This is a genomic window from Aeromonas sp. 600282 (assembly GCF_049175755.1).
Lineage (GTDB): Bacteria > Pseudomonadota > Gammaproteobacteria > Enterobacterales > Aeromonadaceae > Aeromonas > Aeromonas veronii_A.
This window is the reverse complement of sequence record NZ_JAAKVR010000012.1, coordinates 99,039-122,753: the sequence shown is the minus strand read 5'-3', so window position 1 is coordinate 122,753 and position 23,715 is coordinate 99,039. Positions and strand designations below refer to the sequence as shown.

Below are 23,715 nucleotides of genomic sequence, written 5' to 3'. Positions count from 1 at the left end.
TAAAATTTCCCCTGTTTTCTGTGGCAATTGTAAATCCAGCTTCCGCCGCTGTTGTCACGGGAAAAATGGGGAACAGGGACACTATAAGAATGTGCGGAGTCCACATGGGAGAGTTTTTGGATGAGCAATGCGCCAGTTGATACCGGTCGCCGCAGATTTCTTACCTGGTCAACGGTTGCCGTTGGTGGGGTAGGAGCTGCGTTTACCGCAGTGCCGTTTATAAAGTCATGGAATCCGAGTGCCAAGGCCAAAGCAGCCGGTGCACCGGTTGAAGTCGATATCAGCAAGTTGGAACCGGGTCAGCTCATCCGTGTCGAGTGGCGTGGCAAACCCGTCTGGGTGGTGAAACGCACCAAGCAGACGCTGGATGCCCTGGCAGCACATGATGACAAGTTGCGGGATCCCTCATCAGAAGAGCCGCAGCAGCCTGACTATGCCCATAACGGGTACAGATCGATCAAGCCCGAAATTTTTGTCGCGGTCGGTATCTGCACCCATCTCGGGTGTTCACCTTCTTATCTGCCTGACAGTTTTGGTGAGCAGGTGCAGGGGGTTGCGTCCGGCTTCTTCTGCCCGTGTCATGGCTCCAAGTTCGATATGGCTGGCCGTGTGTTCCAGGGGGTGCCTGCACCACTGAACCTGGTTATTCCGCCGTATCAATTCATTAACGACACCACCATTCTGGTCGGTGCCGATGGCAAGGAGGCCTGATCATGTTGAGCAAACTGATGGGCTGGATTGACGATCGCTTTCCGCTTACGGCCATGTACAACGACCACATGGCCAAGTATCCGGCTCCGAAGAACCTGAACTTCTGGTATTTCTTCGGTTCGCTGGCCATGTTGGTGCTGGTTAACCAGATCATCACCGGCATCTGGCTGACCATGAACTACAACCCCTCTGCGGAAGGTGCGTTTGCCTCCGTCGAGTACATCATGCGGGATGTGGAGTATGGCTGGCTGCTACGTTACATGCACTCTACCGGTGCCTCTGCCTTCTTCGTGGTGGTCTACCTGCACATGTTCCGAGGTATGATTTACGGCTCTTACCAGAAGCCGCGCGAGCTGCTGTGGATTTTCGGCATGCTGATCTTCCTGGTGCTGATGGCGGAAGCCTTTATGGGCTACTTGCTGCCCTGGGGACAGATGTCATTCTGGGGGGCCCAGGTCATCATTTCGCTGTTTGGTGCCATTCCGGTCATCGGTGACGATCTTACCCTGTGGATCCGTGGTGACTACGTTATCTCTGGTGCGACCCTGAACCGCTTCTTCGCGCTGCACGTCATCGCGTTGCCGCTGGTTTTGGTGATGCTGGTTGCGATGCATATCCTGGCGCTGCACGAAGTGGGCTCCAACAACCCGGATGGCATCGATATCAAGAAGCACAAGGACGAGAACGGCTGGCCGCTGGATGCGGTGGCATTCCATCCTTACTTCACCGTCAAGGATATGATCGGTGTCGCTGGCTTCCTGTTCTTCTTCTGCGCCATCATTTTCTTCAAGCCGGATATGTGGGGTTACTTCCTCGAGAAGCCGAACTTTGAAGTGGCCAACGGCCTGAAGACTCCGGCTCACATCGCGCCTGTGTGGTACTTCACCCCCTTCTACGCGATTCTGCGTGCGGTACCTGACAAGCTGCTTGGCGTCATCATGATGGGCCTCTCTATTGTGGTGTTGTTCCTGCTGCCCTGGCTGGATCGCTGCAAGGTGCGTTCAGTACGCTATCGCAGCAAGCTGCACAAGCTGAACATCGCCCAGTTTGTGGTCTGCTTCATCATTCTGGGGGTGCTGGGTGTACTGCCGTCGACGCCGACTCTGACGCTGGTTGCCCAGATCTGTACCTTGGGTTATTTCGGTTTCTTCGTGCTGTTGTTCTTCTACAGCAAAAACGAACGCACCAAGCCGCTGCCGGAGAGGGTGACATTTAAATGAAAAAAATAATATTTGCAGTGCTGACCCTGCTGCCCTCTCTGGTGTTTGCCGCTGGAGGTGCGGTTGCACTGGACAAGGCCAATTACGATCTGAGTGACAAGGCATCCCTGCAACGCGGAGCTGCCACCTTCATGAATTATTGTGCCGGCTGCCACTCTACCCAGTACCAACGCTACAACCGGGTTGCTGCCGATCTGGAGATCCCTGAGGATCTGATGAAGGAGAACCTCATTTTCACCGACGCCAAAGTGGGTGATCTGATGAAGAGTGCCATGTCCGAGAAGGATGCCGCCAAGTGGTTTGGTGCGCCGCCTCCCGACCTGACTCTGGTTGCCCGAGTACGTGGTGCGGACTGGATTTACACTTATCTGCGTTCTTTTTACGTGGATCCGACCCGTCCGTTTGGTGTGAATAACGTGGTGTTCCCGTCAGTGGGCATGCCCCATGTGCTGGAGCCGCTGCAGGGGACTCCCCGTGCCGAGTTCGCGACTCACATGGTCGATGGCGTCGAGACCCAGCAGGTTGTCAGCATCAAATCTGACGGCAACGGTGAAATGGATGACGAAGAGTATGATAAGACGGTACTGGATCTGGTAAACTTCTTGGTCTACTCGGCTGAACCGGTACAACAGGAGCGTGAACGCATGGGCTTCTGGGTGCTTGGCTTCATCGTGATCTTCTTCATCTTCACTGTGCTGTTGAAGAAGGAATTCTGGCGCGACGTTCACTAAGCGACCAGATCCGGGTAATATAATGCACGGCAATGAAGACCAAGATGCTTCATTGCCGTTTCTGCTTTTTTATGACGGGAGGGTTCAATGGCTGTAGCTGCCAATAAGCGTTCGGTAATGACGCTGTTTTCCGGTGCCAACGATATGTTCAGCCATCAGGTGCGTATTGTCCTGGCGGAGAAGGGTGTTAGTGTGGATATCTGTCAGGTTGACCCAGCCAATCTGCCGGATGAGCTGGCCGAGCTGAACCCGTACAACTCTGTACCGACCCTGGTTGATCGTGAGCTGGCGCTCTACACCTCGCGCATCATCATGGAGTATCTGGATGAGCGCTTCCCGCATCCGCCCCTGATGCCTGTTTACCCGGTTGCCCGCGGTAACAGCCGTCTGATGATGCACCGCATCGAGCTGGACTGGTACTCCCTGGCCGACAAGATCATGGCCGGTACCGATGCTGAAGCGGCACGCAACGAACTGCGTGACAACCTGCTGGCCATCGCGCCGATCTTCGGTGAAATGCCCTATTTCATGAGCGAAGAGTTCGGTCTGGTGGATTGCTACATGGCACCGCTGCTGTGGCGTCTGCCGAGCCTTGGCATCGACCTGACCGGTCGTGGCGCCAAAGAGCTGAAGGCCTACATGGTTCGTCTGTTCGAGCGTGAGTCCTTCCAGGCTTCCCTGACCGAAGCCGAACGCGAGATCCGTGCTGGCGTATGAGCATGGAACCGACAATGACACCGAGCCGCCCGTACTTGTTACGGGCGTTCTTTGACTGGTTGCTGGACAACGATCTGACCCCTCATCTGGTGGTCAACGTCAACATTCCCCATGTGATGGTGCCGATGCAGTTTGCTCAGGACGGGCAAATTGTACTGAATATCGCGCCCCGAGCCGTGATGCAATTTCACATGGATAACGAGGCTATCAGCTTCAGTGCCCGTTTTGGCGGGGTATCCCAGCAGGTCTATATCCCGATGGCGGCCGTGCTGGCTATCCATGCCCGGGAGAACGGCGTGGGCACCATGTTCCCGCCTGAGCCGGGTTACGATATCTGGCTGGAGCAGGCTGAAGCGCCGGTGGAGCCTGAGCCGGAACCACCGCGTCCAAGCGGTCGTCCGACCCTGAAGGTGATCAAATAAAAAACGCAGCCGATTGGCTGCGTTTTTTTATGTGCGGTCGGGCTTAGTTCTGGGCGAATTCGAAGGCCTTGATCACGCGCTTCACGCCGGTGACATGGCGGGCGATGTTGACTGCCTGCTCTCCCTCCTGGCGAGTCACCAGACCAATCAGGAACACCTCGCCGTTCTCGGTGACCACCTTGACCTTGGTGCTGTCGAAGTTCTTGGTGCCGAACATGTCGGCTTTCACCTTGGAGGTGATCCAGGAGTCATTGCTGCGGGTGGTGAAACTGGCAGGTTGGCCGATGCGCAATTCGTTGTAGACGTGGCGGACCCCTTCGATGCGACTGACAATTTTGCCCGCCTCAATCTTGTAAACGTCAGAAGGTGTCTGGCCGACCAGCAGGACGCGGCCATTGTTGCTGTAGACGCTGATCTTGCTGGCTGCGCTGAGGGGTTTGTTGTCGGCCAGCAGATTGGCCGCTTTCAGCTCGATGGTCTGGTCATCCCACTGCGCGCCCAGGGTTCGGCGATCGCCAGAGGCCTTGGCAGTCCCTGCGGCGCCGCCAACAACCAGGGCTGCGCAGCCTTGCAGCAGCAGGGTGCTAACCAGCAGACCGAGCAGGATAGTGTGCTTTTTCATGGTTTCAATCTTCCTGTTGCGGGAAAAGTGTCTGGTCGATGAGATCACACAGGCAGTGCAGGGTCAACAGGTTCACTTCCAGAATGCGAGGGCGACGGGAGGAGGGAACACGGATCTCCACATCGTTTGGGCCGAGCAGACCTGCCATTTCGCCACCGTCACCCCCGCTCAGCACCACTATGGTCATGTCGCGGGAGAGGGCAGCCTCGGCGGCCTTGATCAGGCTGCGGCTGTGGCCGGAGGTGGTGATGACCACCAGAATGTCGCCAGGCTGGCCCAGCGCGCGGATCTGCTTGGCGTAGACCTCTTCAAAACCGTGGTCGGTGGCGATGGCGCTGATGGTTGCCATGTCCGGGGTCAGGGCCATGCCGGGCAGGGAGGGGCGCTGGGTCTCGTAGCAGTTGACCAGCTCGGAGATAAACAGTTGCGCCAGTGCGGCAGAAGGACCGTTACCGCATGCCAGCACCTTGTGGCCATTGAGCAGGCAGATGGTGATCATCTGGGCTGCAGTATGGATGGCATCCGGCAACGCCTCGGCGGCGGCTATCTTGGTCTGGATGCTTTCGGTGTAGTTCTCTTTGATGCGGTCAGTCATAGGGTCCTCTTAAAATGCGTTCTGGATCCAGGCTGGCTGGTCGCCCTCGAACGCAATCACATCGAATCGGCAGGCCTGATTGGCCTCGTTGATGGCATGTTGCTTCAAATAGTGGCGCGCTGCCAGCATGATCTTGTGCTGTTTGCTGCGGGTGACCGAGCTGGCGGCCCCGCCATGGCTGCCGGTGGCCCGGTAGCGCACCTCAACAAACACCAGGGTCTGGCCCTGGTGCATGATGAGATCTATTTCACCGCCACGACAGCGGTAGTTGCGAGCTACCGGTTGCAGGCCCCGGGCCTGCAACCAGCGTTCAGCGACTTGTTCAAAGTGCTGTCCCTTGCTCGTTGGTGAGGGGAACAGGCTCGGCAACTGCTGGCGCATCCGTTTCCATAGTTCCTTCATTGGAGGGCTCCTCCAGTTGCTGAACGGCGTTCTCGTCGACCAGTTTGCCGTTCTGGTAAGTACCCCAGCTCAGCATCCGCACGATATTGCCCTGGGCATCCACGCTCAGCTGACCACTCATGCCGGCCTGCTGCATGCCGCCTACCTTGCGCATCTGCTGGAGGTTCTCAGCCAGGCTGACGGCATCGTAGCCCATGGCAAACAGACGCAGCAGGTCACCCTGGGTCTGCGGCCAGAGCAGGGCGATCTGCTCGCGCTGTTTCTCGTAGCCGCCCAGCAGCAGCGGCATATCGGCGATATGCATGCCGTTGAGCTCGGAGGCGACCTCGGTGGCGGCGCTGTCGTAGCCACGGGAGCTGGTGTAGATGGGCAGGCTGCCCATCGGATTGACCGAGACATCCACATAGGGCTTGATCATCCGGGTTTCCAGACTGTTGGCGACCACGTAAACGGCATCGATGCTGCGCGGTGTGGCATCAGAGAGTTGCACCACTTCACCTGCACGGGCGGTAGAGCGGCCGCTCAGGGCATTCTTGACCATCCCCTGCACTTCGTTGCGCGCACCGAAGGTGGCAACGACCGGCTTATCCTGGCTCAGGGTGGCCCAGCTCTGCTCGAACGCCTTGATACTGCTGTAACCGATCCGCCCCTGGGCGGCGATCAGCAGCGGTTTACGGTAGCCCTGGGTGTAAAGGTACTGGGCTGCCTGCGCGGCATCTGCGGCAGCAGAAAGGGAGAAGTAGTAGGTGGTGTCGTTGACGACCGGCTTGTCCAGCTCGTTGAGCGCCAGTACCGGCACGGTCGGATTGGCCTTGAGCAGCTCCTCGACCCGATCTTTCAGCAGCGGGCCGATGATCATGTCTGCCCCTTCCTGAATCGCCTGCTTATAAAGGTCGCCGGTCGACTTGCTCTGGGTGTCGTAGAAGTTCAGGGTGAATTGCCCCTGATTTTCCTTATAAGACATCAGCATACCATTACGGATGGCTGCGCCCTGCGGCTCCAGATTGCCGGAGAGGGGCAGCAGCACAGCGATCTGTTGCACCGAGGTGCTGGCAGTGGCCGCCAGATCGCCCAATCCTGCCGGCATATCTTTCTGGGCCGGATGGTTGGGGAAGTCACGCTTCCAGCCTGCCAGTTGGCGGGCCAGCAAGTTCGGCTGGGCGCCAAACTCGTTGACCAGTGCCGCCAGTCGTAGCCAGCCGGTGGTCACATCAGGGGCCGGAGCCTCTTCCAGCGCTTGCAGGGTGGAAGGGGTCATGCTTTTGAGCAACGACCAGATTTGCTGATGGTTGGTCGCCTGCTCGCTCTGATTGAGGTAGGGCTCCAGTGCAATCAATGACTTGGCTGCGCCAAACTTGTTATTGATGTCGAGCTGCAGCACTACGCGCTGGCGATACCAATCCTTCTGGGTATCGGCATCCAGCAGCACCTCAGGTTTGCCTTCCAGCAGGATCAGCGCCTGATTGGCGTGGCCTTGCGCCAGCAACAGATGGGCTTGCAGTAGTTGCAACTGCGCCTTCTGAACGGGATCCTTGGCCTGCTTCTGCAATTGCTGGAACAGCGCCGAGGCCGGTTTGGCCTGGCCCAGCGCCAGATAGCTGCGTGCCGCCAGCATCTGCCAGGTAAAGGCCTCGGCCGGCTTGGCGGGATCCACCTGCTCAAGATACCACTGGGCATTCTTGGTCAGATTGGAGAACGCAGAGGGCATGCCTGACTGCCCTGACGGTTGAGTGGGCTCCGACGCACAGGCGGCGAGCAGTACTGCCGCGAGTATGATGCCGAAGAGTCGTGATACACTTAGCTGCTTTGTAACCCGGTTCAAGTTCATTCCCCGACCAGTGTTGAAGTTCCCCATAGTGTAAACGGGCCAATATGGCGACACAATTGTCGGGGCACTCGGAGATCCCATGAGTGACATCCCAACCCTGTATATAGTCCCCACTCCGATCGGCAATCTGGCGGACATCACCCAGCGTGCATTGGACATTTTACGCAGTGTCGATCTGGTAGCCGCCGAAGATACCCGTCATACCGGTATCCTGCTCAGCCACTACCAAATCTCGGTGCCGACCTTCGCCCTGCACGATCACAACGAGCAGCAGAAAGCCGATGTGCTGATCGGCCGGATCAAAGAGGGCAAGAGTGTTGCGCTGGTCTCCGATGCCGGCACCCCGCTCATCAGCGACCCCGGTTATCACTTGGTCACCCGCTGTCGTGAAGCCGGGGTAAAGGTGGTGCCGCTGCCCGGTCCCTGTGCTGCCATCACCGCGCTAAGTGCGGCCGGTCTGCCCACCGATCGCTTTGCCTTTGAAGGCTTCCTGCCCGCCAAGAGCAAGGGGCGTGACGATCGCCTGCAAGCCGTTATTGAAGACACCCGCTCGCTGGTGTTTTACGAATCGCCGCGCCGTGTGCAGGATACAGTAGAAGCGATTGCTCGCATTCTCGGCGAGCGTCAGGTGGTGGTGTGCCGCGAGCTGACCAAGACCTTCGAGTCAATTCATGGTCTGCCTGCCTCTGAAATGCTGGCCTGGCTTGGTGAGGATGACAACCGTTGCCGCGGCGAGATCGTGCTGGTCGTGAGTGGTGCCTCCAAAGATGAAGAGGATCTGCCAGCCGAGGCGATCCGTACTCTGGGTCTGCTGGTGACTGAGCTGCCACTGAAAAAAGCGGCTGCCCTGACCGCCGAGGTCCACGGCGTGAAGAAGAATGCCCTCTACAAATATGGTCTCGAGCACTATTGAGCGGATGAAATAGGCTGGCAGACTGCTTTTTGACCTGTGCAATCCCCCGAACCGTCGAGCATTCAGCATGTAAACGGGGGGCAAAGCGCGATAAATGGCTGTAAACGGGAATTGCCGGTTTACCCCGTGCGTATCGCAAGGCTATAATCCGCGCCTCGGAGTTGGCTAGGCAATCGCTGCTTCGTCGTTGTGTCCCTCGGGACAGACGGGCGGAGGGGAGGAAAGTCCGGGCTTCACAGGGCAGGGTGCCAGGTAACGCCTGGGGGGCGTGAGCCTACGACCAGTGCAACAGAGAGCAGACCGCCGATGGCCCGCAAGGGATCAGGTAAGGGTGAAAGGGTGCGGTAAGAGCGCACCGCGCGACTGGCAACAGTTCGTGGCACGGTAAACTCCACCCGAAGCAAGACCAAATAGGCCCCTATTGGCGCGGCCCGCGTTGGGGGCGGGTAGGTTGCTTGAGCCAGCGAGCGATTGCTGGCCTAGAGGAATGATTGCTACCCGGGGCAACCCGGTACAGAACCCGGCTTACAGGCCGACTCCGACCTCATTCCGAAGAGCCCCGCGATTTATCGCGGGGCTCTTTTTTATGCATGAGAAAATATGGCTTCGTTGGCAAGATATTTTCGACCTTGTCATTTTGCATGAAAATATATGTTTTAAATCAATCGAATAGTTTTGTATTTGGCACGATGGCAGCGATAGATGGTGATAGAACCCAGGATGGTTGTTCGCACCCACATATTGTGTGTGTTCTCAGTTCATTCACTTATTTCAATTAATCACCAGAGTTTAACGCCAAATAACTTGTGGAAAATCAACCCACTCAATCCGCAGCATGCAATTGCTGCGTCAATATGTTCCCTCTGCCTCATCTCCTTGCTTGAAAAGCCCCCTGCACGTCCTTAAACTTCAAGGTGGGGAAAAGTGGATCAAAGTGGTTTTTAGAGGGGCAATCTGCCTGCTCACTCACCTTCAGGGACTGCAATTTGTTGCGTGGCGCTCATGCCATCAGCCTGGACAGTAAAGGGCGGTTGGCAATTCCGACCAAATTCCGTGATTGGCTGCGCGATGAAAGCGACGGCCAGCTGGTCTGCACCATCGATATTGCCCATCCCTGTCTGCTGCTTTATCCCCTGAATGAATGGGAAGAGGTCGAGCGCAAGCTCAAGACCCTCTCCAGCATGAATCCGCAAGAGCGCCGTTTGCAGCGCCTGCTGCTGGGACATGCAACCGAATGCGAGCTGGATGGCAATGGCCGTCTGCTGCTCAGTCAGCCACTGCGCAACCATGCGGGGCTGGACAAGAAAATCATGCTGGTGGGCCAGCTCAACAAGTTTGAGTTGTGGGATGAAGCCCGCTGGCAACAACAGGTCAATGACGACATCTTAGGTCTGCCCGGGGACGATTGGGCAAGCTCACCACGACTACAGGATTTCTCTTTATAAATGACCCAAGCCGCTGAACACATCACAGTGCTGCTGCACGAAGCCGTTGAAGGTCTGGCCATCAAGCCGGATGGTGTCTACGTCGACGGTACTTTTGGCCGTGGTGGTCATTCTCGTCTGATCCTGCAGCACCTTGGCCCCAATGGCCGCCTGATCGCCATCGACCGCGATCCCCAGGCGATCGCCGAAGCGGCCAAGATCCAGGATCCCCGTTTCGAAATTGTGCACGGCCCCTTCTCCGGCATCGCCTCCTATCTCGATGAGCGCGGTTTGCTGGGCAAGGTGGATGGCTTCCTGCTGGATCTGGGGGTCTCTTCACCCCAGCTGGATGATGCCGAGCGGGGCTTCAGCTTTATGAAAGATGGTCCGCTCGATATGCGGATGGACCCCACTTCCGGCCAGAGCGCCGCCGAGTGGCTGGCCAAGGCCGATGTGGATGATATCGCCTGGGTGCTGAAGACCTTCGGTGAGGAGCGCTTTGCCAAGAAGATCGCCCGCGCCATCGTCCACGACCGGGTGACCGAGCCTTACGTACGTACCCGTCAGCTGGCTGAGATGATTGCCCGGGTCAATCCGAGCAAGGAGAAGGGCAAGCATGCGGCAACCCGCAGTTTCCAGGCCATCCGCATCTATATCAACAGCGAGCTGGAGGAGATCGAAACCGCGCTCAACGGTGCATTGGACGTGCTGGCACCACATGGCCGTCTGTCTGTGATCAGCTTCCACTCGCTGGAAGACCGGCTGGTGAAACACTTCATTCGCAAGCACGAGAAAGGGCCTGAAGTGCCCTACGGCATTCCCTTGACCGAGGCCCAGCTGGCTGGCGGTCGCAAATTGAAGTCGGTCGGCAAGGCGCTCAAGCCTTCTGATCATGAGGTCTCTGAAAACACCCGTTCGCGCAGCTCGGTGCTGCGGGTCGCCGAGCGGCTGGCGGAGTAAGCGATGAGCGAAGTACGTGTCCACCTAGCCAAGGAGATCGTTGCCGATCTCTGGCGGCACAAGCTGCAGATTTTTCTGTCGGTTGCCGTACTGGTGACCGCGTTTGCCGTGATCCTGGTGACCAACATGACCCGTGGCCTCACCGCCAAACAGAATGACCTGATGGCGGAAGAGGATCGCCTCAATATCGAATGGCGCCACCTCTTGCTGGAGCAGGGCACTCTGGCGGAACACTCCCGAGTCGCCACGCTGGCCATGGACAAGTTGCAAATGGGTCGCCCTCTGGTGACCACCGAGAAGGTAATTACTCTGCCATGAAACGGAAGGCTACAGCCAAAACCGCTAAAGCGAACGTTAAAGCGCCATCTATCTATCCGTGGCGCTTCCGCACGCTGGTCGTATTCATCGGCATCGCCTTTGTCGGGCTGATCCTCCGTCTGGCCTGGATCCAGGTGATCAATCCGGATCGTCTGCGTCAGGAGGGGGACATGCGCTCTCTGCGAACCACCTCCACCCAGGCGGTGCGCGGCATGATCACCGATCGCAATGGTGAACAGCTGGCTGTTTCCGTTCCGGTCGAGGCGGTCTGGGCCGATCCCAAGACAGTGCACGAGTCCGGCGCTATCCACAATGAGCGGGCCTGGATGGCTCTCTCAGCAGTCCTCAAAATCGATATCAATACTCTCAAGCAACGTATCGCCAACCCCAGCAAGCGCTTCGTCTATCTGCAGCGTCAGGTAACGCCCGCTGTCTCTGAATACATCAAGGGGCTCAAGCTGGGTGGTGTCTATCTGCGTCCCGAGTCGCGCCGCTTCTATCCGACTGGCGAAATCAGTGCCCACCTGGTGGGGGTAACCAACATCGATGGCAACGGGATCGAGGGGATCGAGCGCAGCTACAACGAGTGGCTGACGGCGACACCGGGCGAGATGCGGGTGCGCAAGGACCGGCAGGGCAGGGTCATCGAGCGTCTTGGTATCGTCAAAGAGGGCAAGAACGCCAACGATCTGCAGCTCAGCATCGATCAGCGGGTACAGGCTCTGGCCTATCGGGCGCTCAAGCGAGCAACCGACGAGAACAAGGCGACCTCTGGCTCCATGGTGATGCTGGATATCAAGACCGGCGAAGTACTCGCCATGGTCAACACCCCCTCCTATAACCCGAACAACCGCGGCCAGTATCAGAGCTTCCGGGTACGCAACCGGGTGGTGACTGATACCTACGAGCCGGGTTCGACCGTCAAGCCATTGATTTTGCTCAGTGCCTTGCAGGCAGGTGTCACCAGCTGGAAAGATTTCATTCCCGGTGGTCCGCTCTTTATCGGTGCCAAGCAGATCAAGGACGTCAGTATCCACAAGGCGACCAACCTCTACGATATCCTGCGTTACTCCTCCAACATCGGTATGTCGCGCATCGCGCTGCGGATGCCGGCGCAGGAGATGATCAATACCCTCAGCATGTTCGGTTTCGGCATGGATACTGGCAGCGGGCTGATGGGCGAGAGCAGCGGCATGCTGCCCCAGCGTCGTCGCTGGTCCGATATCGAGCGAGCGACCCTCTCGTTCGGTTATGGTCTGCGGGTTACCCCGCTGCAACTGGCTTCCGCCTACGCCACCCTGGCCAACAAGGGCAAGCGAGTGCCCATCTCCATCGTCAAGGTGACCACGCCGCCCAAGGGTGAGCAGGTGATCGATCACAACAACGCCTCCGCCATGCTGCAGGCGCTGGAGTACGTAGTCGACAACGCTATTCCCAAGGCCAAGATTCCGGGTTATCGGGTCGGTGGCAAGAGTGGTACCGCCAAGGTCGCCGTTGCCGGAGGCTACGGCAAGGATTACATGGCCTGGTTTGCCGGTTTTGCCCCTGCCAGTAATCCCCGTTTCGTCATGGTGGTGGTGATTAACGAGCCAAAAGGCAGCGCCTACTATGGCGGTGCCGTGGCGACCCCGCCGTTTGCAGAGGCCATGGGCGGGGTACTGCAACTCTTCAATATTCGTCCTGATGCGGTGCCCACAGCGGTGCCCGCCAAACTTGCCCGTACGGAGGCTCCTCTTGTCCCGCGCACTTGATGCATTACTGCGCCCCTTCGGTATTCAGGCGCCGGCGCTCACTCTGACCGATATCCAGCTGGATAGTCGGCGGGTTGGCCCCGGCTCGCTCTTCGTGGCTATTTGCGGTCATCAGGTGGATGGCAGACGTTTCATCGAACAGGCGGTTGCTCAGGGAGCGACCGCTGTTGTGTTTGAGGAGGATGGTGAATTTATCCCACCATCGACTCCGGTTCCCTGTATCGGGATGCGGGATCTGCCCGCTCACCTCTCTGCTCTTGCGGGCTATTTCTACGATCAGCCAGCCCAAAAATTGGATCTGGTCGGGATCACCGGCACCAACGGCAAGAGCACTACCGCTTTGCTGGTCGCCAACTGGCGCACCCTGCTGGGTGGTAAGGCCGGGGTGATGGGCACCATCGGCAACGGCCTGTTTGGCCATCTGATCGAAGCGGAAAATACCACTGGCAGCGCCGTGCAGGTACAAGCCAATCTGGCTGCGCTGCAAGAGCAGGGGGCGGATCTGGTGGCGATGGAGGTCTCCAGCCATGGTCTGGTGCAGCACCGTGTCGCCGCGCTGCCCTTTTCCGCCGCTGTCTTTACCAACCTGAGCCGGGATCACCTCGACTACCACGGCACCATGGAAGCCTATGGCGCGGCCAAGGAGCAGCTGCTGCAGCTGGTCGACGAGTCGAATGCGGTGATTAACCGAGATGACGAATTGGGTGCCAAGTGGCTCGAAAAATACCCGGCAGCGGTGGCTTTCAGTGTGAATGGCCCGATTGAACACCATTTTGGCCGTCAATTAACGGCGCAGCAGCTCGATTTTCACCAGCAAGGTTTTCGCGCGCAGATTAACTCCAGCTGGGGGAATGGTGTATTATCCGCCCCCTTGCTCGGGCGCTTCAACGTCAGCAATGTGCTGGCGGCGATGGGCGTAATGCTGGTGCTCGGTTACGACTTCAACGAGCTACTGGCAACTGCCCCGAAATTGCAGCCAGTGACCGGTCGTATGGAGTGTTTCGGCGGTGGTGATACGCCGCTGGCGGTGGTCGATTACGCCCACACCCCTGATGCGCTGGAAAAGGCATTGCAGGCCCTGCGGGTGCACTGCACCGGCCAGCTTTGGTGTCTGATTGGCTGTGGTGGCGACCGCGATCGCGGCAAGCGTCCCATGATGGCCGCCATGGCCGAGCAGTATGCGGATCGCGTGATCCTGACCGACGACAATCCCCGTACCGAGGAGCCGGCCCGGATCATGGCCGACATGGTGGCGGGTCTTCGCGATCCTGCTGCGGTGCAGGTGGAGCACGACCGGGTCAAGGCGATTGCGCTGGCCATCGGTCAGGCGAGCAAGCAGGACATCATCCTGGTGGCCGGTAAGGGCCATGAGGATTATCAGATCATTGGAACCGACAAGCGGCACTACAGCGACCGGGAAACCGTCGCGGCCGCCTTGCACACATTATTGGAGTCATTCAAATGATGACCCTCAGGCTTGCCGAGCTGGCGCAGGTACTCGATGCCCGTCTGATTGGTGACGATGGCGAGATCACCGTTGTCAGTACCGACACCCGCACTTTGGGCGCGGGTGCCCTGTTCGTTGCCCTGCGCGGCGAGCGTTTCGATGCCCACGATTTTTGCGAGCAGGCTGTTCAGGCAGGGGCCTCTGCTCTGCTGGTCGAGCGTGAGCTGCCGCTGGCCATTCCCCAACTGGTGGTAGCCGATACCCTCAAGGGGTTGGGCCGCCTTGGCAAACTGGTGCGTGAGCGCATCAACCCGAAAGTGCTGGCCATTACCGGCAGCTGCGGCAAGACCACGGTGAAGGAGATGGCAACTGCCATCCTGCGCAACGAAGGGGAAGTGCTGGCCACCGCTGGCAACTTCAACAATGAGGTGGGCGTGCCGCTCACCCTGCTGCGCCTCGAGCCGCAACACCAGTTTGCGGTGATGGAGCTGGGAGCAAACCACAAGGGCGAAATCGCTTGGACTACCTCGCTGGCCAAGCCCGATGCCGCCATCATCAACAACGTCGCAGCTGCCCATCTTGAGGGCTTCGGCTCTCTTGAGGGGATCTACCACGCCAAGAGCGAAATTTTTGAGGGCTTGAGCGAAGGCGGCACCGCCATCGTCAACGCCGACAACGAATTCTGGCCGAAGTGGCGCGAGCGTGGCATTCGCTGCGCCTTCTCCATCGAGGATCAGAGCCAGCCGTTCCATGCTCGCGATGTGGTTCTCAACGCTCAGGGTTGTGCCGAGTTCGTCATGGTAACCCCGGAGGGTGAGGTGAGCCTGACTCTGGCGATCCCCGGCCGCCATAACGTGGCCAATGCGCTGGCTGCCGCCGCGGGCTGTCTGGCCCTCGGCGCATCCCTCGACTCCGTCAAGGTGGGGCTGGAGCAGATGGCACCGGTCAAGGGACGCTTCTGCGTCCAGCGCTGGGGCGGTCTGACTCTGGTGGATGATACCTACAATGCCAGCGTGGAGTCCGTGCTGGCGGGCATCGATGCCTTGACCGCCATGAGCGGCTTTAAGGTGCTGGTGTTTGGCGACATGCGGGAACTGGGTGAGGAGTCTGCCGAGCAACATGCCCGGGTTGGCCGTCATGCCCGCGAGTGCGGTCTGGATGCCGTGCTGACAGTAGGGGAACATAGTCGCTATACCGCAGATGCCGCGGCTGGCCGACATTTCGATAACAAGGCGTCGTTGTTTGAAGTGCTTGCGCAAATGATAAATACACATCAGGAAATTTCGATTCTGGTCAAGGGTGCCCGTGGCTCCCGCATGGAAGATATCGTCGAGATGGTCAAAGGCCATCAGGAGTCAGCCACATGCTAGTCTGGCTGGCCGAACTGCTCACCCCGCACTTCACCTTCTTCAACGTCTTCTCCTACCTGACGTTTCGCGCCATCCTGTCGATCATTACCGGTCTGGGAGTTGCGCTCTGGATGGGGCCGCGCCTCATTCGTCGCCTGCAGATCCTGAAGTTCGGTCAGGTGATCCGCAACGATGGTCCCGAGTCCCACCTCAGCAAGCGGGGCACTCCGACCATGGGTGGTCTGATGATCATTGCTGCGATTTTCACGTCTGTGCTGCTCTGGTGCCGCCTCGACAACCCCTATGTCTGGCTGGTGCTGTTTGTGCTGGGTGCCTATGGCGCCATCGGCTTTGCCGACGACTACCTTAAGGTGGTGCGCAAGAATACCGACGGCCTGATCGCCCGCTGGAAGTACTTCTGGCAATCCGCCGTTGCGCTGGGAGTGGCTGTATTCCTCTACGCCACGGCCACCCATGATGGTCAGACCCAGCTGGTGGTGCCCTTCCTCAAGGATGTGATGCCGCAACTTGGCCTGATGTTTATCCTGCTCACCTATTTCGTCATTGTTGGTACCTCCAACGCGGTCAACCTGACCGATGGTCTGGATGGCTTGGCCATCATGCCGACCGTGATGGTGGCGGGCGGCTTTGCGTTTATCGCCTGGGCAACCGGCAACGTCAACTTCGCCAGTTACCTGCATATTCCCTATGTTCCCTATACCTCCGAGCTGGTGATCGTCTGTACTGCCATCGTCGGGGCAGGTCTGGGCTTTCTCTGGTTCAACACCTATCCGGCACAGGTCTTCATGGGGGACGTCGGTTCCCTGGCATTGGGCGGCGCGCTCGGCACCATCGCCGTGCTGGTACGCCAGGAGTTCCTGCTGGTGATCATGGGCGGTGTCTTCGTGATGGAGACTGTCTCGGTGATCCTGCAGGTGGGGTCTTACAAGCTGCGCGGCGTGCGGATCTTCCGCATGGCGCCGATCCATCACCACTACGAGAAGAAGGGCTGGCCGGAGCCGCGCGTTATCGTGCGTTTCTGGATCATCACCCTCGTGCTGGTGCTGCTGGGTCTTGCCACCCTGAAGGTGAGGTAAGGCCATGGTCATCGTTATCGGACTCGGCAAAACCGGACTCTCCTGCGTCGACTACTTCCTCGGCCGTGGTGTCACCCCACTGGTGATGGACACTCGCGCCAACCCGCCCGGCAAGGATCAACTACCTGCCGAGGTGGAACTCATTTACGGGCTGGATGGTGAGCGACTCAAACAGGCGCATATGATCGTCGCGAGCCCGGGCATTGCCCTGGCTACCCCTGAATTGAAAGCGGCTGCCGAATGTGGTGTGCAGATCGTCGGCGATATCGAGTTGTTCGTTCGCGAGACCGAGACACCGGTCATCGCCATCACAGGTTCCAATGGCAAGAGCACTGTCACGACCCTGGTGGGTGAGATGATTGCCGAAGCCGGGCTCAAGGTGGGCGTGGGCGGCAATATCGGTACGCCTGCGCTGGAGCTGCTCAAGCAGCCGATGGATCTCTGCGTACTGGAGCTATCCAGCTTCCAGTTGGAGACCACTCACAGCCTGCGTGCTGCCGCCTCTGTGGTGCTGAACCTCTCTGAAGATCACATGGATCGCTATCAGGGTATGGCCGACTACCGTGCCGCCAAGATGGAGATCCATCAGCACTCCAAACACATTCTGGTCAATCGCGACGATCCCCAGACTTTGCCCGATGTGGGTCAGGTGTGGCAGAGCTTCGGTCTTGACTGCAATGGCTATGGCCGCTGCCTGCTGGATGGCCGCTACTGGTTGACCCTGCACGGCGAGCCGCTGCTGGCGGTGGACGAGATGAAGATCGTCGGTGCCCACAATCAGGCCAACGCGCTGGCCGCCATGGCGCTGTGCGATGCGGTCGGTATTCCCCGCGCTGCCCAGCTCACCGTGCTGCGCCGCTTTGAAGGCTTGCCCCACCGTGCCCGTTTCGTGCGCGAAGTGAACGGGGTGCGCTGGATCAACGACTCCAAAGCCACCAACGTGGGAGCTACGCTAGCTGCCGTTGCCGGTGTGCGCGAGTCGGTCAAGGGGCGCCTGTTGCTGCTGGCCGGTGGTCAGGGCAAGGGGCAGGATTTTGGCCCGATCCAGGCGCTGCTGGGCAACCAGATCGATCACATGTACTGCTTCGGTCAGGATGCCGAGGTGCTGCTGGCGCTGGGTGAGCAGACCGAACGGGTGGCCGACCTGGCCGCTGCGGTTGCCAAGGCGGCTGCCGATGCCAAGCCCGGTGACTGGGTGCTGCTGGCGCCAGCCTGTGCCAGCCTCGATCAGTTCAAGTCGTTCGAGGTGCGTGGCGATCGCTTTACCGAGATGGTGATGGCGCTATGAATGCCCTTCGCGCAGCCGCAGGTCTGTTCCAGCGCTGGCTATTGCCGGCGCGCCCTGCCGGCCTCTATGACCGGCAGTTGGTGTTGCTGGCGCTCTCCCTGATGGCGGTCGGGGTGGTGATCGTGGCATCAGCCTCGATCCCGGAGGGGATCTCCCTGGGGGATGATCCCTTCATGTTTGTGAAGCGTCACGCCATGTTTCTGGTGATGGCGCTCGGTATCTCCTGGTTTGTGTTGCAGGTGCCGATGGCGCGCTGGCAGGAGTACAACGGACCCATGCTGTTGCTGGCCATTCTGCTGCTGGTACTGGTGCTGGTGGTCGGGCGCAATGTCAACGGTGCGGTGCGCTGGCTGCCACTGGGCCCCTTCAACCTGCAGCCGGCCGAGTTTGGCAAGCTGGCCCTATTCGTCTATCTGGCCGGTTATCTGGTGCGGCGTCAGAACGAGGTGCGTGAAGCCTGGCTTGGCTTCCTGAAGCCCTTGGCAGTATTCGGGGTGTTGGCGATCCTGTTGCTGCTGCAACCGGATCTGGGGTCGACCGTGGTGATGTTCGTCACCTCGTTCGGCATGCTGTTTCTGGCTGGCGCCAAACTGTGGCAGTTCATGATCCTTATCGGTGGCGGTCTTGGTGGGGTGATCATGCTGATCATCGTCGAGCCATACCGGATGCGTCGGGTGACCTCTTTTATGGATCCCTGGGCCGATCCGTTTGGCAGTGGCTACCAGTTGACCCAGTCGCTGATGGCGTTTGGCCGTGGCAGCTGGTTTGGCGAAGGGCTCGGCAACTCCATCCAGAAGATGGAGTACCTGCCGGAAGCGCATACCGACTTCGTGTTTGCGATCCTCGGCGAAGAGCTGGGTTACGTTGGGGTACTGGGCGCCCTGTGTCTCATCTTTGCGTTGGCGATCAAGGCGTTGAAGCTGGGGCATCGCGCCCTGCAAGCCGACCGCCTCTATGATGGCTATCTGGCTATCGGTATCGGCATCTGGTTCAGTTTCCAGACTTTCGTCAACGTTGGCGCAGCCAGCGGCATGATGCCGACCAAGGGGTTGACCCTGCCGCTGGTCAGTTACGGCGGCTCGAGTCTCATCATCATGACAGTGGCGGTGAGCATGTTGATTCGAATCGATTTTGAGTTGCGTCAGGCGACTGCCCAGGCGCGGGTGCGGGAGGTTTAGTGAGCAAGACGCTGTTGGTGATGGCAGGTGGTACCGGGGGGCATGTCTTTCCCGGTCTGGCCGTGGCCGATCGACTGAGGGAGCAGGGCTGGACTGTCCACTGGCTGGGGACGGCGGACCGGATGGAGGCGGAGCTGGTGCCCGCCCATGGTTATCCCATCTCCTTCATCGATATTCAGGGGGTGCGTGGCAACGGCATCAAGCGACTGCTGATGGCGCCCTATCGCATCGTCAAATCAATCTTGCAGGCGCGTCAGGTGCTCAAGACTGTTCGCCCGGATGTGGTGCTCGGTATGGGGGGCTTTGCCTCCGGTCCGGGGGGAGTGGCTGCCTGGTTCTCCGGCATCCCGTTGCTGCTCCATGAGCAGAATGCTGCTGCAGGCATGACCAACAAGCTGCTGGCGCGTATTGCCAAGCGGGTGCTGATGGCATTTCCGGGCGCCTTCGCGCCGAGCCGCCGTACCGCCGTGGTAGGCAATCCGGTGCGTCCCGAAGTGGTCGCCCTGCCGGATCCGCAGCTTCGCAGCGAAGCCGAGCCGCTGCATCTGTTGATCGTCGGTGGCAGCCTGGGTGCCCGGGTGCTCAACCAGCAGGTACCCGCTGCGGTGGCGGCGGCTGGTGTGCCTATCGAGGTGCGTCACCAGTGTGGCAAGGGCAATGCCGAGACAGTGTCTGCTGCCTATGCCCAGCACGGCATCAATGCCGAGGTGAGTGAATTTATCAAGGATATGGCCGGCGCCTATGCCTGGGCCGATCTGGTTGTCTGCCGGGCGGGAGCCCTGACGGTATCCGAGGTGGCCGCCGCCGGGGTGGCAGCCATTTTCGTCCCGCTGCCCCATGCAGTGGATGATCACCAGACCCGTAACGCTCTGACTCTGGTCGACGGTGGTGCGGCCGAATTCCTGCCCCAGTCCGAGCTGACCACCACCTCGCTGGCGGCGCGCCTCTCCTGGCTGGCTGGCCGCAGGGAGACCCTGTTTAGCATGGCTCAGGCCGCCCGTCGCGTTGCCATTACCGATGCGGCCGAGCGGGTTGCTGATGAGTGCAAGCGGCTCGCCAGTGGGCAGAGTGGTAAAGATTAATGAGCAAGGTTGCAGTGGTGACTCCGTGCAGCCTTGTACCTGTATGTATTGATGCCGCTGTGCAGCCGAGCTTTGACGGTACATGGCCTGCGGCAGACTAAAGAGATGATTATGACCAAGGTTGAACTGGCAAAACTGCGTACTGTGATCCCCGAAATGCGCCGCGTGCGTCGCATCCATTTTATCGGTATCGGTGGTGCCGGTATGGGCGGGATCGCCGAAGTACTTGCCAACGAAGGGTATCAGGTAACGGGTTCTGATCTGGCTCGCAATGCGGTGACCGAGCGGCTTGAGGCTCTGGGCGCCCATATCTTTACTGGCCACAACGCCGAGCACGTCAACGGCGCCAGCGTGGTGGTGGTTTCTACTGCCATCAAGCAGGACAACCCGGAGTTGCTGGCTGCCCGCGAACTGCGGATCCCGGTAGTACGGCGTGCTGAGATGCTGGCCGAGCTGATGCGTTTCCGGCACGGTATCGCCATTGCCGGTACCCACGGCAAGACCACCACCACCAGTCTGGTGGCGAGCATCTATGCCGAAGCCGATCGCGACCCGACCTTCGTCATCGGTGGCCTGCTCAACAGTGCCGGCACCAATGCCCGCTTGGGAAGCAGCCGCTACCTGATTGCCGAAGCGGACGAGAGCGACGCCTCTTTCCTGCATCTGCAACCGATGGTCTCTATCGTGACCAACATCGAAGCGGATCACATGGACACCTACGGCGGTGACTTCTCCAGGCTGAAGGCCACCTTCATCGAGTTTCTGCACAATCTGCCCTTCTACGGACTGGCGGTGGTCTGCATCGATGATCCGGTGATCCGTGGCATGTTGCCGGAGATTGCCCGCCCGACCCTGACCTACGGTCTCTCTGAAGACGCTGACGTGCAGGTACTGGATTTTGTCCAGACCAACAACCACAGCCGCTTCCGGGTGCGCCGCAAAGAGGCGGGTGAACTGCAGGTCACCCTTAATTTGCCGGGCATTCACAACGCCTTGAACGCCGCCGCGGCGATTGCTGTCGCGACGGAAGACGGTGTCAGCGACGAGGCCATCATCTCTGCGCTGGCCAAGTTTGAAGGTGTCGGCCGTCGCTTCCAGCAGTATGGCGAGTTCGAAACTGGTCGTGGCAAGGCGATGCTGGTGGACGATTACGGCCACCACCCGAGCGAAGTGAAGGTCACTATCAATGCCGCCCGTGCCGGTTGGCCCGAGAAGCGTCTGGTGATGGTGTTCCAGCCGCACCGTTATACCCGCACCCGCGACCTCTACGAGGACTTCGCCGATGTGCTCTCCAAGGTAGACGTGCTGGTGATGCTGGAGGTTTATGCTGCCGGTGAGGAGCCGATCCCGGGCGCTGATGGACGGGCACTGTGCCGCTCCATTCGCTCGCGCGGCAACCTGGAACCCATCTTCGTCGCTACACCGGATGACGTGCCAGCCGTGCTGGCCGACCTGATTGGCGAGGGGGATTTGGTGCTGACTCAAGGCGCCGGGAACGTCGGGGCACTGGCCCGTCGTCTTGGCGAGATGAAATTGAGCATAGATAGCATGAAATCTGGTGCCTGAGGGCCCAATGAGTATTTTGACCGCCAAGCCGGGGCCTATATAATGGCGAACCGGTCTGTCAAAGGCCGGTTTAGCGCGTTACACGGGGATCGAACGGGTGGAGGCAAGGGCACAGGGGCGCACCAAGGGTGGCTTCATCGCAGGGGTGATGTTTTTCCTGCTGGTGATATGGGGCTGCTACCGGACTGCGCTGGATGTTAAAGATTGGCTGACGGATGCCAATCGGTTGCCCATGAGCGAATTGTTGCTGCAAGGGCAACATCAGTATCTGGAGACGGAGGAGCTGCGGTTAGCGGTACTGGATGGTGCCGAATTACGCAACTTCTTCGAGTTGGATGTCAATGAATTGCAGGCAAGGCTCAATGCCTTGCCATGGGTGGCCTCGGTATCGGTACGCAAGAAGTGGCCGAACAAGATCAAGGTCTACCTGACGGAACAGGACGTAGCGGCGCGCTGGAACGGCAACCGCTTCGTCAACACCAAGGGCAAGGTGTTCAGCGCCCCGGATCGGGTCAAGACGCCGCTGATGCAGTTGTCGGGGCCGGATGACCAGGCCGCCATGGTGTTGAAAGAGAGTCGGCAGTACGAGTCGCAACTGGCTGCCAAGGGATACAAGTTGCTGGGAGTGAATCTGACTCCCCGCCATGCCTGGGAGCTGACCCTGGATGGCAATATCAAGCTGTTTCTGGGTCGCAACGACATAGCGCTCAGGTTGCAGCGATTTATCGATGCCTTCCCGGTTATCGAACCCCGTTCGCAGGTTGCGTATGTGGATCTTCGATACGATACCGGTGTGGCAGTTGGCTGGAAGAAGAGCGAAGAGAAAGTGCATGACCAACACCGCAGATAGGAATTTGATTGTCGGACTGGATATCGGCACAACCAAGGTGGCGGTTCTGGTCGGGGAAGTATTGCCGGACGGTGAGCTGAACGTCATCGGTATGGGCAGTCACGCCTCCCGCGGGATGGAGAAGGGTGGGGTCAACGATCTCGACTCCGTGGTCAAGTCATTGCGCCGTGCGGTGGAAGAGGCCGAGATGATGGCCGACTGCCAGATCAGCTCGGTTTATCTGGGTTTGTCCGGCAAGCATATCGACTGCCGCAACGAGACCGGCATGGTGCCCATCTCCGATGAGGAGGTGACCCAGGAGGATGTGGACAACGTGATCCACACCGCCAAGTCGGTTCGCCTCTCCGACGAGCTGCGTGTGCTGCACGTGCTGCCCCAGGAGTTTGCGATCGACTATCAGGAAGGGATCAAGAATCCGGTCGGCCTCTCCGGCGTGCGGATGGCGGCCAAGGTTCACCTGATCACCTGCCACAACGACATGGCTCGCAACATCGAGAAGTGTGTGGAGAAGGTCGGTTTGCGCGTGGATCAACTGATCTTCTCCGCGCTGGCCTCCAGCTATGCCGTATTGACCGAAGACGAGAAAGAGCTGGGTGTCTGCGTGGTGGATATCGGTGGCGGTACCATGGATATGTCGCTGTTTACCGGCGGTGCCCTGCGCCACACCAAGGTGATCCCGTATGCTGGCAGCACTGTGACCAGCGACATCGCCTACGCCTTCGGCACGCCGCCGCTCGACGCGGAAGCGATCAAGGTGCGTTACGGTTGCGCCCTCGGTCGTCTGGTCAGCAAGGAAGACAATATTGAAGTACCCAGTGTCGGTGGTCGCCCGGCGCGCAGCCTGCAACGGCAGACACTGGCTGAAGTGATTGAGCCCCGTTACACCGAGTTGCTCTCCATGGTGAATGATGAGCTGGTGCGGGTACAAAGCGAGTTGAAAGCGCAGGGGGTCAAGCATCAGCTGGCAGCCGGTGTGGTCTTGACCGGCGGCGCTGCCCAGATTGAAGGTATTGTGGAGTGTGCAGAGCAGATCTTCCAGAGCCAGGTCCGGGTGGGAGAGCCCATGAACATACGTGGTTTGAGTGATTACGTGCAGGCACCGGTGTACTCGACTGCGGTCGGGTTGCTGCAATATGGCCGCACCCATCAAGCCACAGGTAGCAACAAAGAATATGCCGCCAAGGCAAGCGTCGGTGGCCTGGTCAAACGGGTTAGCAACTGGCTGCGTGGCGAGTTCTAAGAAT

General features: G+C 59.2%; 23 protein-coding genes and 1 other RNA gene. 20 read left to right on the top strand and 4 right to left on the bottom strand.

All coding sequences use genetic code 11. The features are described 5' to 3' along the window. Positions 1 to 120: 120 nt before the first annotated feature. The 5 genes from petA to G5137_RS12945 all read left to right on the top strand — a co-directional run bounded on the left by petA (position 121) and on the right by G5137_RS12945 (position 3,801). Positions 121 to 711: a ubiquinol-cytochrome c reductase iron-sulfur subunit gene (petA, locus tag G5137_RS12965; RefSeq protein ID WP_216952217.1), complete on the top strand. Its 591-nt coding sequence runs from the start codon at positions 121 to 123 to the stop codon at positions 709 to 711. Between the two features lie 2 nt (positions 712 to 713). Then, positions 714 to 1,931 carry a cytochrome b gene (locus G5137_RS12960; RefSeq protein WP_005341735.1) on the top strand — a complete coding sequence of 406 codons (1,218 nt, stop codon included), beginning with the start codon at positions 714 to 716 and terminating at the stop codon, positions 1,929 to 1,931. Beyond that, the gene (locus G5137_RS12955; protein WP_201938939.1) at positions 1,928 to 2,662 is read left to right on the top strand and encodes a cytochrome c1; all 735 of its coding nucleotides are present in this window, start codon (positions 1,928 to 1,930) and stop codon (positions 2,660 to 2,662) included. The genes G5137_RS12960 and G5137_RS12955 overlap by 4 nt, the downstream gene beginning before the upstream one ends. Positions 2,663 to 2,749: 87 nt before the next feature. Then, positions 2,750 to 3,379, top strand: a complete 630-nt coding sequence (sspA, locus tag G5137_RS12950; RefSeq protein ID WP_005336279.1) for a stringent starvation protein SspA — start codon at positions 2,750 to 2,752, stop codon at positions 3,377 to 3,379. Continuing rightward, the gene (locus G5137_RS12945; RefSeq protein WP_005336278.1) at positions 3,376 to 3,801 is read left to right on the top strand and encodes a ClpXP protease specificity-enhancing factor; all 426 of its coding nucleotides are present in this window, start codon (positions 3,376 to 3,378) and stop codon (positions 3,799 to 3,801) included. The genes sspA and G5137_RS12945 overlap by 4 nt, the downstream gene beginning before the upstream one ends. 43 nt (positions 3,802 to 3,844) lie before the next feature. Here the strand turns inward: G5137_RS12945 and dolP are convergent, their stop codons facing one another. The 4 genes from dolP to G5137_RS12925 are packed head-to-tail and all read right to left on the bottom strand — an operon-like array spanning position 3,845 to position 7,128. Next, positions 3,845 to 4,423: a division/outer membrane stress-associated lipid-binding lipoprotein gene (gene dolP / locus G5137_RS12940; protein ID WP_005336277.1), complete on the bottom strand. Its 579-nt coding sequence runs from the start codon at positions 4,421 to 4,423 to the stop codon at positions 3,845 to 3,847. A 4-nt stretch (positions 4,424 to 4,427) separates the two neighbouring features. Then, positions 4,428 to 5,018: a D-sedoheptulose-7-phosphate isomerase gene (locus G5137_RS12935; protein ID WP_421255503.1), complete on the bottom strand. Its 591-nt coding sequence runs from the start codon at positions 5,016 to 5,018 to the stop codon at positions 4,428 to 4,430. A gap of 9 nt (positions 5,019 to 5,027) precedes the next feature. After that, complete coding sequence (locus G5137_RS12930) at positions 5,028 to 5,399, bottom strand: YraN family protein (protein WP_005355127.1); 372 nt, start codon at positions 5,397 to 5,399, stop codon at positions 5,028 to 5,030. After that, entirely contained in the window at positions 5,341 to 7,128 is a 1,788-nt protein-coding gene (locus tag G5137_RS12925) for a penicillin-binding protein activator (RefSeq protein WP_234888387.1), read from the bottom strand. The genes G5137_RS12930 and G5137_RS12925 overlap by 59 nt, the downstream gene beginning before the upstream one ends. A gap of 199 nt (positions 7,129 to 7,327) precedes the next feature. On the opposite strand from G5137_RS12925, the gene rsmI reads away from it, so the two are divergent. From rsmI to ftsA, 15 genes are all read left to right on the top strand, one after another. After that, positions 7,328 to 8,161 carry a 16S rRNA (cytidine(1402)-2'-O)-methyltransferase gene (rsmI, locus tag G5137_RS12920; protein ID WP_042079676.1) on the top strand — a complete coding sequence of 278 codons (834 nt, stop codon included), beginning with the start codon at positions 7,328 to 7,330 and terminating at the stop codon, positions 8,159 to 8,161. 157 nt (positions 8,162 to 8,318) lie between these two features. After that, positions 8,319 to 8,705, top strand: an RNA gene (gene rnpB / locus G5137_RS12915) — RNase P RNA component class A. A gap of 442 nt (positions 8,706 to 9,147) precedes the next feature. Then, entirely contained in the window at positions 9,148 to 9,606 is a 459-nt protein-coding gene (gene mraZ / locus G5137_RS12910; RefSeq protein ID WP_013723406.1) for a division/cell wall cluster transcriptional repressor MraZ, read from the top strand. Further along, on the top strand, positions 9,607 to 10,545 hold the full coding sequence (gene rsmH, locus G5137_RS12905) for a 16S rRNA (cytosine(1402)-N(4))-methyltransferase RsmH (protein WP_421255502.1): 939 nt from the start codon (positions 9,607 to 9,609) through the stop codon (positions 10,543 to 10,545). It abuts the gene before it with no gap. Positions 10,546 to 10,548: 3 nt separating this feature from the next. Next, entirely contained in the window at positions 10,549 to 10,863 is a 315-nt protein-coding gene (gene ftsL / locus G5137_RS12900; RefSeq protein WP_216952213.1) for a cell division protein FtsL, read from the top strand. After that, positions 10,860 to 12,614 (top strand): penicillin-binding transpeptidase domain-containing protein, encoded by a 1,755-nt coding sequence (locus G5137_RS12895; RefSeq protein WP_421255501.1) that lies wholly within the window; start codon positions 10,860 to 10,862, stop codon positions 12,612 to 12,614. Before ftsL ends, G5137_RS12895 begins: the two co-directional genes overlap by 4 nt. Further along, complete coding sequence (murE, locus tag G5137_RS12890) at positions 12,547 to 14,079, top strand: UDP-N-acetylmuramoyl-L-alanyl-D-glutamate--2,6-diaminopimelate ligase (protein WP_421255500.1); 1,533 nt, start codon at positions 12,547 to 12,549, stop codon at positions 14,077 to 14,079. The genes G5137_RS12895 and murE overlap by 68 nt, the downstream gene beginning before the upstream one ends. Then, entirely contained in the window at positions 14,076 to 15,431 is a 1,356-nt protein-coding gene (murF, locus tag G5137_RS12885) for a UDP-N-acetylmuramoyl-tripeptide--D-alanyl-D-alanine ligase (RefSeq protein ID WP_421255499.1), read from the top strand. The genes murE and murF overlap by 4 nt, the downstream gene beginning before the upstream one ends. Continuing rightward, complete coding sequence (gene mraY / locus G5137_RS12880) at positions 15,425 to 16,507, top strand: phospho-N-acetylmuramoyl-pentapeptide-transferase (protein ID WP_005341701.1); 1,083 nt, start codon at positions 15,425 to 15,427, stop codon at positions 16,505 to 16,507. The genes murF and mraY overlap by 7 nt, the downstream gene beginning before the upstream one ends. Positions 16,508 to 16,511: 4 nt before the next feature. After that, positions 16,512 to 17,795, top strand: coding sequence for a UDP-N-acetylmuramoyl-L-alanine--D-glutamate ligase (gene murD / locus G5137_RS12875; RefSeq protein WP_216979978.1), 1,284 nt, complete (start codon positions 16,512 to 16,514; stop codon positions 17,793 to 17,795). Continuing rightward, positions 17,792 to 18,973, top strand: coding sequence for a cell division protein FtsW (ftsW, locus tag G5137_RS12870; protein ID WP_005341699.1), 1,182 nt, complete (start codon positions 17,792 to 17,794; stop codon positions 18,971 to 18,973). The genes murD and ftsW overlap by 4 nt, the downstream gene beginning before the upstream one ends. Continuing rightward, positions 18,973 to 20,055, top strand: coding sequence for an undecaprenyldiphospho-muramoylpentapeptide beta-N-acetylglucosaminyltransferase (gene murG, locus G5137_RS12865; protein WP_216952208.1), 1,083 nt, complete (start codon positions 18,973 to 18,975; stop codon positions 20,053 to 20,055). The genes ftsW and murG overlap by 1 nt, the downstream gene beginning before the upstream one ends. A gap of 111 nt (positions 20,056 to 20,166) precedes the next feature. Then, positions 20,167 to 21,621, top strand: a complete 1,455-nt coding sequence (gene murC / locus G5137_RS12860; RefSeq protein WP_216952207.1) for a UDP-N-acetylmuramate--L-alanine ligase — start codon at positions 20,167 to 20,169, stop codon at positions 21,619 to 21,621. 97 nt (positions 21,622 to 21,718) lie between these two features. Then, positions 21,719 to 22,471, top strand: coding sequence for a cell division protein FtsQ/DivIB (locus G5137_RS12855; protein WP_216952206.1), 753 nt, complete (start codon positions 21,719 to 21,721; stop codon positions 22,469 to 22,471). Then, positions 22,452 to 23,711 carry a cell division protein FtsA gene (gene ftsA / locus G5137_RS12850; RefSeq protein WP_005336148.1) on the top strand — a complete coding sequence of 420 codons (1,260 nt, stop codon included), beginning with the start codon at positions 22,452 to 22,454 and terminating at the stop codon, positions 23,709 to 23,711. Before G5137_RS12855 ends, ftsA begins: the two co-directional genes overlap by 20 nt. The last annotated feature ends 4 nt before the right edge of the window (positions 23,712 to 23,715 follow it).